At 65.6% G+C, this 15802-nt stretch carries 16 protein-coding genes; 7 read left to right on the plus strand and 9 right to left on the minus strand.

Features of this window, described 5'->3' with window-relative positions:
• Position 1: 1 nt before the first annotated feature.
• Positions 2-2200: a phosphocholine-specific phospholipase C gene (locus CVS48_RS10985; protein ID WP_100854475.1), complete on the minus strand. Its 2199-nt coding sequence runs from the start codon at positions 2198-2200 to the stop codon at positions 2-4.
• Between the two features lie 919 nt (positions 2201-3119).
• Positions 3120-4778: a CYTH and CHAD domain-containing protein gene (locus tag CVS48_RS10990; RefSeq protein ID WP_100854476.1), complete on the minus strand. Its 1659-nt coding sequence runs from the start codon at positions 4776-4778 to the stop codon at positions 3120-3122.
• Between the two features lie 58 nt (positions 4779-4836).
• On the opposite strand from CVS48_RS10990, the gene CVS48_RS29195 reads away from it, so the two are divergent.
• Positions 4837-4983, plus strand: coding sequence for a hypothetical protein (locus CVS48_RS29195; RefSeq protein ID WP_157814463.1), 147 nt, complete (start codon positions 4837-4839; stop codon positions 4981-4983).
• A 7-nt stretch (positions 4984-4990) separates the two neighbouring features.
• Here the strand turns inward: CVS48_RS29195 and phnE (CVS48_RS10995) are convergent, their stop codons facing one another.
• The 6 genes from phnE (CVS48_RS10995) to CVS48_RS11020 all read right to left on the minus strand — a co-directional run bounded on the left by phnE (CVS48_RS10995) (position 4991) and on the right by CVS48_RS11020 (position 10292).
• Entirely contained in the window at positions 4991-5815 is an 825-nt protein-coding gene (gene phnE, locus CVS48_RS10995; protein ID WP_100854477.1) for a phosphonate ABC transporter, permease protein PhnE, read from the minus strand.
• Positions 5812-6696, minus strand: a complete 885-nt coding sequence (phnE, locus tag CVS48_RS11000) for a phosphonate ABC transporter, permease protein PhnE (protein ID WP_100854478.1) — start codon at positions 6694-6696, stop codon at positions 5812-5814. The genes phnE (CVS48_RS10995) and phnE (CVS48_RS11000) overlap by 4 nt, the downstream gene beginning before the upstream one ends.
• Entirely contained in the window at positions 6693-7463 is a 771-nt protein-coding gene (gene phnC, locus CVS48_RS11005; protein ID WP_100854479.1) for a phosphonate ABC transporter ATP-binding protein, read from the minus strand. Before phnC ends, phnE (CVS48_RS11000) begins: the two co-directional genes overlap by 4 nt.
• 6 nt (positions 7464-7469) lie before the next feature.
• Positions 7470-8468 carry a phosphate/phosphite/phosphonate ABC transporter substrate-binding protein gene (gene phnD, locus CVS48_RS11010; RefSeq protein WP_100854480.1) on the minus strand — a complete coding sequence of 333 codons (999 nt, stop codon included), beginning with the start codon at positions 8466-8468 and terminating at the stop codon, positions 7470-7472.
• A 158-nt stretch (positions 8469-8626) separates the two neighbouring features.
• Positions 8627-9442 (minus strand): IclR family transcriptional regulator, encoded by an 816-nt coding sequence (locus tag CVS48_RS11015; RefSeq protein WP_100854481.1) that lies wholly within the window; start codon positions 9440-9442, stop codon positions 8627-8629.
• A gap of 13 nt (positions 9443-9455) precedes the next feature.
• Positions 9456-10292 (minus strand): HAD-IIB family hydrolase, encoded by an 837-nt coding sequence (locus tag CVS48_RS11020; protein ID WP_100854482.1) that lies wholly within the window; start codon positions 10290-10292, stop codon positions 9456-9458.
• A 148-nt stretch (positions 10293-10440) separates the two neighbouring features.
• On the opposite strand from CVS48_RS11020, the gene ribBA reads away from it, so the two are divergent.
• The 6 genes from ribBA (at position 10441) to CVS48_RS11050 (ending at position 14955) form a co-directional block, all read left to right on the plus strand.
• The gene (gene ribBA / locus CVS48_RS11025) at positions 10441-11619 is read left to right on the plus strand and encodes a bifunctional 3,4-dihydroxy-2-butanone-4-phosphate synthase/GTP cyclohydrolase II (protein ID WP_100854483.1); all 1179 of its coding nucleotides are present in this window, start codon (positions 10441-10443) and stop codon (positions 11617-11619) included.
• A 10-nt stretch (positions 11620-11629) separates the two neighbouring features.
• Complete coding sequence (ribH, locus tag CVS48_RS11030; RefSeq protein WP_100854484.1) at positions 11630-12163, plus strand: 6,7-dimethyl-8-ribityllumazine synthase; 534 nt, start codon at positions 11630-11632, stop codon at positions 12161-12163.
• Entirely contained in the window at positions 12132-12641 is a 510-nt protein-coding gene (nusB, locus tag CVS48_RS11035; protein WP_006227614.1) for a transcription antitermination factor NusB, read from the plus strand. Before ribH ends, nusB begins: the two co-directional genes overlap by 32 nt.
• A gap of 186 nt (positions 12642-12827) precedes the next feature.
• The gene (gene thiL, locus CVS48_RS11040) at positions 12828-13793 is read left to right on the plus strand and encodes a thiamine-phosphate kinase (RefSeq protein WP_100854485.1); all 966 of its coding nucleotides are present in this window, start codon (positions 12828-12830) and stop codon (positions 13791-13793) included.
• Positions 13794-13894: 101 nt separating this feature from the next.
• Entirely contained in the window at positions 13895-14401 is a 507-nt protein-coding gene (locus tag CVS48_RS11045) for a phosphatidylglycerophosphatase A family protein (RefSeq protein ID WP_100854486.1), read from the plus strand.
• On the plus strand, positions 14398-14955 hold the full coding sequence (locus CVS48_RS11050; RefSeq protein WP_100854487.1) for a CinA family protein: 558 nt from the start codon (positions 14398-14400) through the stop codon (positions 14953-14955). Before CVS48_RS11045 ends, CVS48_RS11050 begins: the two co-directional genes overlap by 4 nt.
• 27 nt (positions 14956-14982) lie before the next feature.
• Here CVS48_RS11050 and pyrF read toward each other — a convergent pair whose 3' ends face one another.
• Positions 14983-15801, minus strand: a complete 819-nt coding sequence (gene pyrF, locus CVS48_RS11055; RefSeq protein WP_050449563.1) for an orotidine-5'-phosphate decarboxylase — start codon at positions 15799-15801, stop codon at positions 14983-14985.
• Between the last annotated feature and the right edge of the window lies 1 nt (position 15802).

Raw genomic sequence — 15802 nt, forward strand, 5'->3', positions numbered from 1 at the left:
TTTAAGCGTCTAGCTGGCCCATCGCGGGGTCGCTGACCGCGTCCTTGCCGGTTTCCATGCGGCCGGCAAAGCGGCGCTGAAATGCGGCGTAGCCGTCGCAGGACACTGCAAAGTCGTACCACTGGCCGCTGTCGGTGATGGGCCAGCTTAGTTCACCGACCTGGCCTGCCTCCACGGTTGCCGTCCAGGGGCCGTCGTTGCGGTAGGCCATTGCTTGCACGGTGAACGTGCGGGCCTGGCTGCCGTTGTTGTGCAGCTTTACCTGCACTTGCGGGTCGTCGCAGGGCACGTAGCAGACCTGGATTTCGGGCTGCGCGCCGGCTGCTCGCATCAAGTCGCCCGCAAACGAGCGGTGGTAGCCGTTGGGGCCCAGCACCCACAGGTCGTACTGGCCGCTGTCGGCCGACACGTCCCAGGCGTCATCCAAAGACTTGCCGGCTTCGACCACATAGCGGCGTGGGATGCGGTCCAGATGCAGTTTGTCGTACACGTGGAAGACGGCTGCTGTTTGCGCACTGCTGGCATTCGCAAACAATAGCTGCACGCGGTTCTCGCGGGCTTGTTCGCGTGCGCTCGTGTGCAGTTCATAGGGCAGCGCGCGCGACGGGCGCGTGCCGGGCGCCTGCGGGGCAAGGGTCTGCTGCGTGGGGATGGCGATGGCGGGCTGCGCTTCCTGCCAGGCAGTCAGCCCGTCGGCATCGGTCTTGGTGGTGCGGCCCGACAAGGTGGGCAGGGTGGCGCTGTTGGGCGACACGAAATTCAAGGTGGACGTCAGGTCGCCGCACACGGCGCGGCGAAAAGCGCTGATGTTGGGTTCGACGACGCCAAAGCGCTGCTCCAGAAAGCGCAAGGCGGACGTGTGGTCGAACACCTGCGAATTGACCCAGCCGCCACGGCTCCACGGCGAAATCACCCACATCGGCACGCGCATGCCGGGGCCGTAAGGCTTGCCATCGGCCGTCAATTGCTTGGGCGTGGCGGGCGGGTAGGTGAAGTATTCAAACGCCATCTGCGCATCGGTCAGCGTGGACTTGCCGGCCAGCGTGCCGTCGTCGTTGCGCGACGGCGCCGACGGCGTGGGCATGTGGTCGAAGAAGCCGTCGTTTTCGTCATAGGTAACCAGGAATACCGTCTTGCTCCAGACCTCGGGCGACTGCGTCAGCGCGTCCAGCGCCGCCTGGATGTACCAGGCGCCCTTGGCGGGGCTGGAGGGGCCGGGGTGCTCGCTGTAGGCGGCCGGCGGAATGATCCACGACACTTCGGGCAGCGTGCCGTTCATGACGTCGTCGCGCAGGCTTTGCAGGAAGCCGCCGTCGGGCATGGTGTTGCCGAACCCCTTGGCCAGCGGGCTGTACAGGTCGTCGATGGCGGGGTTGTACGCGGGGCCGCCCTGGTTGGTGACCTGGCGGTCCGCAGGCATCTTTTCGATCTCGGCGCGCCAGTGCCGAAAGCTCATCATTTCGTTGCAGCCGAAGTTGTCGGGAATGTTCTGGTAGACCTTCCAACTGACGCCGGCCGCTTGCAACCGGTCGGCGTAGGTGGTCCAGGTCCAGCCTTCGGTGGATGGGCCCACGTCGGCGCCGTCGTTCCATTCGTTCATCACCACCGACACGTTGTCGCCCGACGGGCCGTTGGTGCCGGTCCAGAAGAACAGGCGGTTGGGGATGGTGCCCGCGTGCATCGAACAGTGGTAGTTGTCGCACAGCGTGAAGGCGTCGGCCAGCGCGCGGTGAAACGGCACTTCGGCGGTTTCGTAGTAGCCCATGGACAGCGGCTGCTTGGCGCTGGGCCACTTGCTCATGCGGCCGTGGTCCCACGCCGCTTGGCAGTTGGGCCAGGAGTGCGGCGTGCTGCCCGCGCGCTGCGCATTGCCCAGCGTGGTGTCCAGGTGATAGGGCAGTTCTTCGCTGCCATCGCTGCGCGTCTGGTGGAAGACTGATTTGCCGTTGGCCAGCGGAATGGGGAAGCGGTCGCCAAACCCGCGCACGCCGGGAAAGGTGCCGAAGTAGCCGTCGAAGGAACGGTTTTCCAGCATCAGCAGGACGACGTGCTTGACGTCCTGGATGGTGCCGGTGGCGTTGCTGGCTTCAATAGCCAGCGCCCGGCGGATGCTGGGCGGGAACATCGACAGCGCGCTGACCGCGGCGGTGGCGCCCACGGTGGTCTTGAAGAACTTTCTTTTGGATGCGTCGAACGTCATTGGCTTGCCTGTCCTGGTGATCGATGTGAAGTGTGCTTAAACGGCGCGAGGGGCTCAAGGGGGGCTAGGGGCTCGAGGGGCGCAGGGGTTCAAGCGATTCGAGGGGCTGGAGGGGGCTCAAGCGACTCAAGAGGCTCAAGGGGCTCATACGCCTCAAGGGGCGCAATGCGCGGCGCAAGCGGCAGGCGTCGTCGTGGGCGGGGCAGGAGCCGGTTCGTCAGTGTCGTTATCGTCGTCGCCGCCGCAGGCGGACAGCGCGAAGACCAGCGACAAGGCGCAAAAGGCCGCAAGGCCTCGTCTTGCATGGGCGAGCAAGCAGGATGGGTGTTTCATGGTTCGGTCATTGTGGGTGGGCTGACGGCCCGCCGGGGGCCTTCATGCCGTCACAAGGACGAATGTCGGGCGTATGCAGCGGGCCACGAATGCGCCCAACGCATGATGTGATGGCGGGGCGACAGCAACCCAGTATTGGCGCCGCGGATGTCGAACAATTGACCGGAAGCTGACCCGTTGCTGACTATGGCCCTTTTTTTGAAACGCCATGCGAGATGCGTTTCCAGGTGCAAACGGCAATGAGGACTGTCGCCAAAGTGAGGTATTGGAGGGGGGTATGAACCGGGGTGACGCGAGATGGGTTGCGCGCGATGGGGCCTTGGTGATCTTGCCGGTGACACTGCGCGCTTCACCCATCCTACGAGGTCGTGGTCGATGGGCGATCGTAGGATGGGTGTAGCGCGAGGAAACGTCCAGAAAAACCCAAGCGCCGAACGCGCGCAACCCATCAGCCGCCGGTGGATAAAAATCGGATCGCCGCAAGATGGGTTACGCGCGATGGGGCCTCTGCGACCTAGCCGCCGTCCGCGCGCGCTTCACCCATCCTACGAGATCGTGGTTCGTCGTGAAAATCGGGCAATCACGTTCACCGCCAGAACGGTTTGCTTTGCGCCAGGGCGTCGAAGGCCTTTTGTGCTTCCACGGCCAGTTCATCCAGGCGGGCGCTGATCCAGCCCAGGGCGAACCAGGCTTGCGGATGCGTGGCGGTACACGATTCGTAGTAGTCCTTCGCGACGGCCAGGTCGTTGATTTCGCCCAGCACGTCCTGCACCTTGGACAACAGCTTGCGATAGCCGCGCAGCTTGGCGGCGGGCAGCAGCGATTCGGCAAACGCCAGGCTGTAGCGCAGCCGTTTCCCGCGCTTGCGCAATTCGTGGCGTGTGGGAATGTCCAGCTTGGCGAATTGCGTGCCCTGGTCGGCCACTTTGCTATGCCAGCGGTGCAGGCGGCGCGCCAGTTGCTTGCGCAAGCGGCGCGGATCCGGCTCGGGGGCCAGCATGGGAATGATGGTGGGCTTGACGTTGGATACCGACAGGCCGCCTTCCAGCCGGATAGCGGGTTCGGGCGCGGTGTCGTTGGGCGTGCCGTTGGCGATGGTTTGCGTGCCGTCCGACGGCAGCGGGGGCGGTACGTCCAGGCTCCATTCCAGCAGGTCCAGCAGCCACGCCTGGAAGGCCTTGCCGCCGGCGATCGTCTGCGCGTCCTGCTCGGGCGGCGCGGCTTCCATCGGGATGACGGGCATGCCGGCGCGCAGCAGCGCGGGCGCCACGGTTTCGTTCAGCACGTCCTGGTCGCGGTTGGCGCCGAAGGCGGCGAAGTGCGTGCGCACCCCTTGCAACAGCGCGTCGGGCAGCGGCGCCACCCAGCCTTCGAACAGCTTCCACGCCGAACGCAGCCGGCGCACGCCCACGCGCAACTGATGCACGTGTTCGGAATTGCCGGCGCGGTAAACGCCTTCCGTGTCCACTTCAGCCAGCACCGCGGCGTTGCGCGCGATCTGGTCCAAACATTCCGCTGCGATGCGGCCCAAGGCCTGCGGCGCCGTCATGTCTTCGCGCAGCTTGACCGAGGCCGCGCCGCGCGGCGCCCAGAACTGGGCAATGGCTTGGGCGCGGCGCGCTTCCAGATCATCGTCCGCCTTGGCGTCTTCCTCGGCAAGCCGTTCCGCCAACTGCGCCAGCGCATCGCCACGTTCGGATTTGCTGCGCGGGTCCAGCACCAGGCTGTGCCGCTGCTGCCAGCCGCGCGCAACAGCAAAGATGGCGGCGGGGCGGCCCGACACCAGTTCAAATTCCAGTTCGGAAATAGGCAGTTCCAGCGCGCCCGCGCGCAGGATGCCGGTGTCGTAGGCCAGTTCAACCGTGCCGTAACGCGTGCGCACTTTGCGCAGCAGGCGCAGCACGTCGGTTTCATAGCGCAGGCCCAGCTCGCCCTTGATGGCGCTCAGCGCCGCTTCGACTTCGGTGCCTGCATACACCGACAGGTCCAGCACTGGCCCGGGGCGGGGGTGGTTCATTTCGATGCGGGTGATGGCGTTGATGCCGGGCATCTTCAGCGTCTGCACCCAATCATTGCCTTCCTGGCGCAGGCGGATGGCGATGCGCGCACGCGCCAGTTCACGCTCGGGTGTATCGAAATACATGGCATGCAGGCGAATGCGCGTGGCCTCGCGTTGCTTGACTTCCTTCAGCACGGCCTGGCGCGTAGCGGCGGGCACGTGCAGTTTCAATTCCTGTTCCGACATGGCGGTGGGTGTCCGACGGCAAAAGCCGAGATGTTAATCAAGCAAGGGGCGGGATTTGATGACCGTTCATATTTTGGTCATATCGAGCATAGACGCCATTTGTTGCGTGGAACAAGCGGGCACCGCAGCAAAAGAAAAAACGCCGCCCTTTTTCAAGGGCGGCGCCAAGGAGCGCTGGTCAGGGGAAACCGACAAGCGTAAATAAGATGCAACTACAGAATCCGTTTGCGCGCCTGGGTGATGATGATTTCGGCCAGCACAACCACCACGAAGATGGCGGCCAGCACCAAGGCCACGCGATCCCACTGGAACAGGTTCAACGCCGTGTCCAGCGCCATGCCGATGCCGCCCGCGCCCACCAGGCCCAGCACGGCGGATTCGCGCACGTTGATGTCCCAGCGCAGCAACACGATGGACCAGAACGCCGGGCGGATCTGCGGCCAGTAGGCATACCACAGCACCGAGCCCTTGCTGGCGCCCGTGGCGGTCACGGCTTCGATGGGGCCGCGCTGCGCTTCCTCGATGGCTTCGCCCACCAGCTTGCCGACGAAACCGATGGAGCGAAACGCAATCGCCAGCGTGCCCGCCAACGCGCCGGGTCCGAAGATGGCGATGAACAGCAGCGCCCACACCAGCGAATTGACCGACCGGCTGGACACCAGGATCAAGCGCGCCAGCATGTTGATGGTTTTGCTGGGCGTCAGGTTGTTGGCCGCCAGCAAGCCCACCGGCACCGCCATGAAGACGGACAGGATGGTGCCCAGCGTGGCGATGTGCAGCGTTTCGATCAGCGCCGCGTGCACGCCATCCGGGTAGTAGGCCCAGTCGATCGGCCACATGCGGCGGAACAGGTCGGCCATCTGTTCGGGGGCGTCATACAGGAATTCCGGTATGACTTCCACGCCACGGATGGCCTGGACAATGGCCGCGACCACCAGCAGGTACAGCGCAAAGCGCAGCAGCCGCTGCCCCATGCTGTAACGCTGCCACACGCGCGGCGTGCCCGCCGGATTCAGGGTAGAGGCGTGGGCGTTCATTCTTCCACCTCCGCCTTGCGAGCCACCGGCGGCTTGCCGGAACCGATGCCGCGCGCGCCGGCAAAGCGGCCTTGCAGGATGCGGTCAAAGCCCAGGTTGTCCAGGAACACGGCGCGCACGAAGCCCGCGATGATCTCACCCAGCATGATGATGGCGATCAGGGTCAGCAAGATGGCGCTGACGAAGTCGTAGTCAAAGCGCTGGAAGGCCGAGAACAGCGTGCCGCCCACCCCGCCCGCGCCCACGATCCCCACCATGGTGGAGTTGCGCAGGTTGGAGTCGAACTGATAGGTGGCAAAGCCGATGAAGCGCGCGAAAACCTGCGGCAGCACGCCGAAGATGATCACGTTGGCGAACGACGCACCGCTGGCGCGCACCGCTTCCACCTGCTTTAACGAGATCTCTTCGATGGCTTCGGTGAACAGCTTGCCGATGAAGCCGATGGACGCCACCGTCAGTGCCAGAATGCCCGCCAGCGCGCCAAAGCCCACGGCCTTGACGAACAGGATGGCAACGATGACGGGGTGCAGTGCGCGGCACAAGGCCACCAGCGAACGGGCGGGCCACGACACCCAGGCGGGCATCATGTTGCGCGCGCCCAGAAGCCCTACGGGCAGCGCAAACAAAATACCCAGCACCGAGGCCAGCACGGCAATTTCCAGGCTTTCGGCGATGCCCTTCCACAAGGTGTCGGGCTTTTCGAAATTGGGCGGAAACATGCGCGCCAGAAACGTCGACGCGTGTCCCATGCCGCTTTCAAAGCGCGCCCAACTGAAATCCAGTTGCGCGGCCGCGTAGACGGTGTAGATCAGCAGCAACACCAGGCCCGCCTTGGCGCGCCCGGACATGGCAAAGGGGCGGTTGCCCCGCAGGGGTGTCATTCCAGCCAAGACTCGCCTCCGTAGATGGTCTTGAGCATGGCGGCGTCCAGGCCCTGGCCGTCGCCGTCATAGACCACGTGCCCGCCGGACATGCCGACGATGCGGGTGGCGTAGCGGCGCGCCAGTTCCACGTCGTGGATGTTGACGATGACGGGAATGCCGGTGGCGCTGCCCTGATCGGACAGCAGCTCCATGATTTCCACCGAGGTCTTGGGGTCCAGCGACGAGGTGGGCTCGTCGGCCAGCAGCAGTTGGGGGCGCTGCATCAGGGCGCGGGCGATGCCCACGCGCTGGCGCTGGCCGCCCGACAGCGCATCGGCGCGCTGGTCTGCAAAGCCGGCCAGGCCGACGGTATCCAGCAGCTTGTAGGCGTGCTCGATATCTTCGGCTTCAAAGCGGCGCATCCAGGCCTTGAGCGCCGAGGTGTATCCCAGCCGCCCGGTCAGCAGGTTTTCCATCACGGTCAGGCGTTCAACCAGGTTGTATTCCTGGAACACCATGCCGATGCACCGGCGCGCGCGGCGCAGCGACGCGCCACGCACGCGGGCCAGGTCCACGCTGCCTTCCTGGGACTGCAGCACGATCTCGCCCTTGGTGGGTTCGATCAGCCGGTTGACGCAACGCAGAAGCGTGCTTTTGCCGGTGCCGGAAGGGCCGATGATGGCGGTCAGGCCTTGGCCGGCGATTTCAAGGTTGATGCCATTGAGAACCGGCCGGCCGGCCCGGTATTCCTTGACCAGGCCGGAAATGCGTAGCGACGTCGTCATGCTGGATTACTTCTTGCTCTTGGCGGATTCGCGGTCGTAAGCGGCGCGGTTGAAGCTTTCGCCACCCGATTCAGCCACTTGGCGGACGATGGCCCAGTCCTTCTGGTAGGTCACCGGATAGAAACGGTCGGCGCCGTCGAAGGCCTTCGACATTTCCGCGGGGAAGCGGTAGTCGTAGAAGCACTTCAACATCTGGTCGCGGAACTTCGGTTCCAGGTCATGTGCGTAGGCGAACGACGAGGTCGGGAATTTTTCGCTGGTGTAGATCACGCGGAAATCGGCTTCCTTGACCTGGCCGCGTTCGACCATGCGCTTGAACACGTCGGATGCCACGGCGGCGGCGTCGTAGTCGCCGGAGTTCACGCCCATGACCGACTGGTCATGCTTGCCCGAGAAGATCACCTTGTAGTCCTTGTCCGGCGTCAGGCCTTCCTTGGGGAACAGGGCCACGGGCGCCATGTGGCCCGAGTTCGACGACGGCGCGGTGTGCGCGAGCTTCTTGCCCTTCAGGTCGGACAGCTTCTGGTACGGGCTGTCTTTCTTGACGATGACGATCAGGTTGTAGCCCTGGAAGCCGTCGGCATAGCCTTTCACGGCAAAGGGCACGGCGCCGGCGATGTTCACGGCGAATGCGGTGGGGCCGGTGGAAAAACCGCCCACGTGCAAACGGCCCGAGCGCATGGCTTCGATTTCAGCGGCGTTGCTTTGCACCTGGTAGAACACCACGCGCTTACCCGTGCATTCGGACAGGTGCTTGGTGAACGGCTTGAAGATGTCTTCATAGACCGCCGGGTCTTCCACGGGTGTGTACGTGAACACCAGGGTGGACGGGGTCTTCTGCTTCGAAGCGTCAGTGGGGGTGTCCGCCACCAGATCCTTGTTGGCGTCGCAGTACATCTGGTCCAGATCGCCGCGGTTGGAGCAGGTGTCGGCGGCATTGGCGGCCGAGCCGCCAACGGCGAATGCGGCCAGGGCGGCCGCTTGCAATAGACGCATCGCGTGCATGGTTTGTCTCCTCGTGGGAATGAATTTGAATATTTCCTGAATTCAAACACACAATAGGGAAAACGCGCACCTGGGAAAGTCCCTGCCTTTTTTTTCGCGAATTGTTCGAATTGTTCGTTTTATGTTCGTTTATTTTCGCGCGATCGCGCTGCGGGGCCCTAGCCTCGATATCCCAGCTTGCGGGAAATTTCCTGCGCGCAAGCCAGCAGTGGCCGGGCGATGGCGCCGTCCCAAGACACATCGAACAATCCCGTCGGCCCCAGGCTGGTCAGCGCCAGCGCGATGCTGCCGGTGTTGTCGAACACCGGCACCGACAGCGCGTCCACGCCCGGCAGCGGGTTGCCCAGCGCGCGCGCCATGCCGTGCACGCGGATGTCGGCCAACTGGGCTTCGATATTGGCGCGCGACGCCTTGCGCGGCGGCGGCACGCTGGCGATGACGGCGGTGTCGCCCTCTTCGCGGGCGATGTAGTGTTCGCTGACCTTGGGCGGCAGCCACGCCGCGAATACCAGGCCCGTGGCGGTGTGCAGCATGGACATCACCGTGCCCTTGCGCATGTTCACGTGTACCGGATAGCTGGCTTCGGTCATGTGGATCATGGTGGGGCCGTGCGAGCCCAGCACGGCGATGCCCAAGGTATGGCCGATGTCGGATTGCAGCTTGGCGATCTCGGGCATGGCGATGCGTACCGGGTCCAGCCTTTGCAGGCTGACGAGCCCCATCTGCAAGGCGAAGGGGCCCAATTCGTACTGGCCCGTGATGGCGTCCTGCTGCACCAGGCCCACGCGGATGAAGCTGACCAGGTAGGGGTGCGCCTTGGCGGACGTCATGCCGGCGCCCGCCGCCAGGTCGCGCAGCGTCAGGGGCTTGCCGGCGTCGACCAGCGCGGCCAGCAGCGGCACGCCCACTTCGATGGATTGGATGCTGCGGCGGCCGTCATTGGCGGAGGCCGCGGGGGTCTTGGAGGTGGCCACGGTGTGTCTGACCTCAGGCCGGTTGAGCCGGGGTGGGGGGCGACGGCTGCGGCGCCTGGCGCGCTGCCAGCAGCCGATTGGCCATTTCAACAAAGCCGGCGCCGCCGTGGAATGCCGCCACGAAAGCAGGGCGGTCCGTCAGGCGGTGCAATTGCGCCTGGATGTTCGCCACGCCGACCGAAATCGGAAAGTACGCGAACATCGGCTCGTCGTTGGGCGAATCGCCGATGAAGAGCGTGCTATCCAGTGCATCAGCCACGTTCTGGCCGAATTCGCGCTGGAACATCGTACGCGTCATGGTCAGCTTGTCGTAGTCGCCAAACCAGCCGTTGACGTGGATGGAGCTGACCTTTGCCTGCGCGCCGGCGTCGTGGAAGATCTGCACGATCTTCGTGACCGCCTCCTCCGGCAGGGCGGGCACGTCTTCGCAGAAGTCGATGGCCAAGTCGGCCACGCGGTAGTCCTGGTCGCTGGCGACGGCGCACCCCGGCACCTCGGCCAGGACGCGGTCGCGGATGGCGTCCAGGCGCTTGCGGCTGGCTTGACGCGAAGCGGCGTCCGTCCAGTAATGGGTCGTCATGCGGCGGGCATGGCGGTCATAGGCATAGTAGAACGCGCCGTTTTCCCCCACCACGGCGCGCACCGGCCACATGCGGGCGATATGGTCGCACCAGCCGGCCGGGCGGCCGGTAATGGGCACGACCTGGATGCCGGCCGCCTCCAGGCGCTCCAGCGCGGCGTAGGCATCGGCCGGCAGACGGCCTTCGGTGGTCAGCGTGTCGTCGATGTCGGTCAGGACGACGCGAACCGCCGCCGCCACGGTCAAAGGCATGGCCGCAAGGGCTTGCATGAGGTTTTTCCTTCGAGTTTTAAGGGGGATCTCCGGGCGAAAGTTTAACCGTATGCCCCCCGCCAAACGGGCTTCTTGCAGACCAATAGGGGTTCTGGGCCCAGGGGCGCTAAAATCCGGGCTTTCCCGCCTGGTTTGCGTGCCCGCCATGTCCGTCCAGTTGTCCTCTTTGCCCGGCTCCGAGCCGGAATCCTTCGGTATCGCTTCGGTAGCCGAGATCATCGCCGAGCTGCGCGCCGGCCGTATCGTCATCCTGGTTGACGAAGAAGACCGTGAAAACGAGGGCGACCTTGTCATGGCCGCCGAATTCGTCACGCCCGAAGCCATCAACTTCATGGTGACCCACGGCCGCGGCCTGGTGTGCCTGACCCTGACCGAAGAACGCTGCCGCCAGTTGGAGCTGCCCATGATGGCGGCCCGCAACGGCACGCGCTACGGCACCAACTTCACGCAGTCGATCGAAGCCGCCGAAGGCGTCGAGACCGGTATTTCGGCTGCCGACCGCGCCCGCACCATCCAGGTGGCGGTGGCGCGCGACGCCAAGCCGGCCGACCTGGTCCAGCCCGGCCACATCTTCCCGGTGCGCGCGGTGCCCGGCGGCGTGCTGGTGCGCGCCGGCCACACCGAAGCCGGTTGCGACCTGACCGCCATGGCCGGCCTGACGCCCGCCGCCGTCATCTGCGAAATCCTGAAGCCCGACGGCACCATGGCCCGCTTGCCGGACCTGGTGGAATTCGGCCGCCAGCACAACCTGAAGATCGGCACCATCGCCGACCTGATCCAGTACCGCAGCGAACACGAATCCATCGTCAAGCGCGTGGGCAAGCGGCCCATGCAGACGGCCTGGGGCACCTTCGAGGCCGTGGCCTACGAAGACGCCGCCACCGGCTCCGCCCACTTGGCGCTGGTGCATGGTAACGTTTCCCCCGACGTTGAAACGCTGGTGCGCGTGCATGAACCGGCTTCCGTGCTGGACCTGCTGGACACCGGCGCCAGCCCGCATAGCTGGGGCGTGGCGAAGGCCCTGGAGGCCATTGCCGCCGCGCCCGCCGGCGTACTGGTGCTGATGAATTGCCAGTCTTCCACCGAACATCTGTTTGGCCAGATTGCCGGCTGGAGCGACCCGAAGGCCCAGGCCGACGCCGCCGCCAGCACCGACCGTTTCGGCCTGCGTACTTATGGCATTGGCGCCCAGATTCTGCGCGACCTGAATGTGGGCCAGATGAGGCTCCTGGCCCGGCCGCGCAAGATGCCCAGCATGGCGGGCTTTTCCCTGACCATTACGGGTTACGATTGCGACCCGCAGAATACTCCCGCAACACACTGAAGGCCGACACATGAACCCTTACATCCTTACCCCCGACCTGAACGGCGAAGGGCTGCACATCGGCATCGTACGCGCCCGCTTCAACGAAGAAATCGGTCAGGCCGAACTCGAAGCGTGCCTGAAGGAATTGGCCGAGCTGGGCGTGGACGAACGCGACGTGATGGTCACCACCGTCCCGGGCGCCCTGGAACTGGGCGTGGCCCTGTCCCACATGGCCGAAACGTTTGAATTCGACGCACTGATCGCGCTTGGCGCCGTCATTCGTGGCGAGACCTATCACTTTGAAGTGGTCAGCAATGAAACGGCCACTGCAATCACCCGTATCTCCCTGGAAACCGGCATCCCCGTCGCAAACGGCGTGTTGACCGTCGACACCGACGAGCAGGCGCAAGCCCGCGCCGCCGGCAAGGGCCGCGATTGCGCCCAGGTGGCCGTTGAAATGGCCAACCTGGTGGCGGCGCTGGAACCCGAGGAAGAAGACGAAGACGAAGAAGACGACGAGGACGAAGATTTTGACGACGAAGAAGACGACGACAAGCGCTGATAGCGCGGCGCAAGCCCGCGCCAACGCGCGCAGCGCACGCCGCCGTGCACGCGAATTCGCGCTGCAAGGCGTTTATGCGTGGCTGCTGCGCGGGGGCGAAGGCACGCAGGACGCCGGCGAGATCGACGCCCATCTGCGCGACACCGAGGATTTCTCCGAGGCCGACGCGCAATGGTTCAAGACCTTGCTGCATGGTGTCCTGCGCGAAGCGCCCGCGCTGCGCGAGCGTTTCACGCCTTACGTCGACCGCCCGCTGGCCGAGTTGTCGCCCGTTGAGCATGGCATCCTGCTGATCGGCAGCTTCGAACTGATTCATCATGTTGAAGTGCCGTACAAGGTTGCCATCAACGAAGCCGTTGAGCTGGCCAAGTCGTTTGGCGGCACCGACGGCTTCAAGTTCGTCAACGGCGTGCTCGACAAGCTGGCCGCCGATGTGCGTGCGAACGAGGTCCAGGCCGCGGCGCAGCAGCGACGCTGAATCCGGGCTGTTGGTTCGGACCGACGGCCCGGGCCATTGGCCCGGCCCAACGGTCTGTGTAGGGGTCAGGCGCATGCCGCCCTGCGCGCACTTTCGCGGTGCGCCAGGCGTGGTCTGCACCTGACCCCTTCGTGTATCTGGTATTTGTATTCCCGCCGGCCCGCGTGCCGGCCTCTCGGAGTTGCCGTGGCGTCCGAATTTGAATTGATCGCGCGCTATTTCACCCGGGCCGCGCCCGCCGGCTTGCTGGGCGTGGGCGACGACTGCGCGCTGTTTCCCGTGCCCGCGGGCGAGCAGGTCGCCACCAGCACCGACCTGCTGCTGGAAGGCCGCCATTTCTTTCCCGACGTAGACCCCCGCGCCTTGGGCCACAAATCGCTGGCCGTGAACCTGTCCGACCTGGCCGCCATGGGCGCGCGCCCCATCGGCTGCGTGCTGGGCCTGGCGTTGCCGCGCCTTGACGAACCCTGGCTGGCCGCCTTCGCCGAAGGCTTTCATGCGCTGGCGGCGGCCCATGGCTGCCCGCTGATTGGCGGCGACACCACGCGCAGCGCGCATGACCTGGCGATCAGCGTCACGGTCTTTGGCGCCGTGCCTGCCGGCCAGGCGCTGCGGCGCGATGCGGCACAAGCGGGCGACGACATCTGGGTATCCGGCGAGTTGGGCGCGGCCGATGTCGCCTACCGCCTGCTGGACGGCCAGTACCCCGCCAACGACGCCTTGCTGGCCGCCACGCGCGCCGCGCTGGAATGGCCGCAGCCGCAGGTGGCGTTGGGGATGGCGCTGCGCGGCATTGCGCACGCCGCCGTTGATTTGTCCGACGGCCTGCTGCAAGACCTGGGCCACATCCTGACCGCCAGCCGGCTGGGCGCCCGCCTGGAAGTCGACCGCCTGCCGGTGGCCGCCGCCGTGGCGGCCCTGGACGACGCGCCGCGCCGTCGCGCGGTGCTGGGCGGTGGCGACGTCTATCAACTGTGTTTCACCGCCCCGGCCGCGCAACGCGAGGCCGTCCAGGCCGCCGCCCGCGGGGCCAGCGCTCAGGTCACCCGCGTGGGCCAGACGCTGGCGCAATCGGGGCTGCAAGTGCTGGACGGGCATGGGCGGCCGCTGGCCGACCTCCCGGGCGGCTTCGATCATTTCCCCGCCGCCTGAGCAGCCGGTTCGCGCTTCGCCACTTCCTATTCCCCACTCCCCATTTCTCATTCCCCATCGGCCCAGGATCCATGTCCTCTTCCTCCAAGCCATCTCCCTCCATGCGCGAACGCTCGCGCGCCGTGTATCCCGCGCTTTCCTGGGTGTGCCGCGACCCCGGCCGCCTGATCGCTTTCGGCCTGGGCAGCGGCCTGATCCGGCCGGCATCGGGCACCTGGGGCACGCTACTTGCTTGGGGCATCTGGGTGGCCGCCGCGCCCGCCGCGTCGAACCTGGCCATCGGCGTGTTCCTGGCGCTGGCCTTTGTGTACGGGTGCTGGGCCTGCCATCGCGTGGGCCGCGAACTTGGGCAGTCGGATCATGTCGGAATGGTCTGGGACGAGATGGTGGCGTTCTGGCTGGTGCTTTGGCTGACGCCGGCCGGATGGTTGTCGCAGTTGCTGGCGTTCGCGCTGTTCCGCACGTTCGACATCGTCAAGCCGCCGCCCATCAAGTTCTTCGACGCCCACGTCAAGGGTGGCTTTGGCGTCATGTGGGACGATATCGTCGCGGCCGGCTATGCCTTGCTGGTTATGGCCTTGGTAGTGCGTACAGGAGTCTTGGGATGAACGAACAACAAGCAGTCACCCGTTCGAATCTGTCGGCGGCGCAGTTGGCGGAAGCCACGCTGGTCGCCCTGGCCGAACGGCTGGGCGATGCGATGCGGCGCAAGGGCTGGATGTTGGGCACGGCCGAATCGTGCACGGGCGGCCTCTTGGCCGGAGCGATGACGTCGGTGGCGGGGTCCAGCGACTGGTTCGAACGCGGCTTCGTCACCTACAGCAACGACGCCAAGGTGACCGAGCTGGACGTATCGCCCGATGCCTTGCATCACTTCGGCGCGGTCAGTGAACCCGTGGCGCTGGAAATGGCCAACGGCGTGTTGCTGGCTTCGCCCGCCGCGCACATGGCCGTATCCACCACAGGCATTGCCGGGCCGGGCGGGGCTACACCGGGCAAGCCGGTGGGCATGGTGTGTTTTGGTTTTGCGATGCGGGTGGACGACGGCATCAGCAGCCGCGCCGCCACCCATGTGTTCAACGGCGACCGCACGCAGGTGCGTCAGGCCGCCGTGGAATTCGCGCTGCGCGGCTTGCTCGAATTGCTGGGCGAGCCGGCCTGATTCAATACGCCGCGTTGACCAAGGACATCAACGCACCGCGTTGATGGCGTCCCGCAGGCCCATGGCGGCCTGGCCGGCGGCTTCGCGCCAGTCGTCGCCGCCGCTGGCGTAGATGATGGCGCGCGACGAGTTGATCATCATGCCGCTGCGCGCGGCGTTGGCGCCCGCGTTCACGGTGGCGGTAATGTCGCCGCCTTGCGCGCCGATGCCCGGCACCAGCAGGGGCAGGGCGTCGCCGATGCGTTGGCGCACTGCCGCGAGTTCGTTCGGGAACGTGGCGCCCACCACCAGGCCGCACTGGCCGTTGGCGTTCCACTTGTCGGCCACCAACCCTGCCACGTGCAGATACAGCGGTTCGCCGTTATCCATCTTCAAAAATTGCAGGTCCGAACCGCCGGGGTTGGACGTGCGGCACAGCACGATCACGCCACGGTCACGCCACGCCAGGTAGGGCTCGACCGAGTCCAGGCCCATGTAGGGGCTGACCGTCAGCGCGTGCGCCTGGTAGCGTTCGTACGCTTCGCGCGCGTAGTTCTCGGCGGTGGAGCCGATGTCGCCGCGCTTGGCGTCCAGCACGATGGGCAGGTCCGGGTGCTTGTCGCGGATGTGCTGGCACAGCGCTTCCAACTGGTCTTCGGCGCGGTGCGCGGCGAAGTACGCAATCTGCGGCTTGAAGCTGCAAGCGTAGGGCGCGGTGGCGTCGACGATGTCGCGGCAGAACTGGAAGATGGCGTCCGGCTTGTCCTGCAATTCGCGCGGAAAGCGTTGGGGGTCGGGGTCCAGGCCCACTTGCAGAAGCGAGTTGCTGGTGGTCCAGGCGTGTTCGAGTTTTTGCAGGAAATTCATG

It is taken from the genome of Achromobacter spanius (genome assembly GCF_002812705.1).
GTDB classification, from domain to species: domain Bacteria; phylum Pseudomonadota; class Gammaproteobacteria; order Burkholderiales; family Burkholderiaceae_B; genus Achromobacter; species Achromobacter spanius.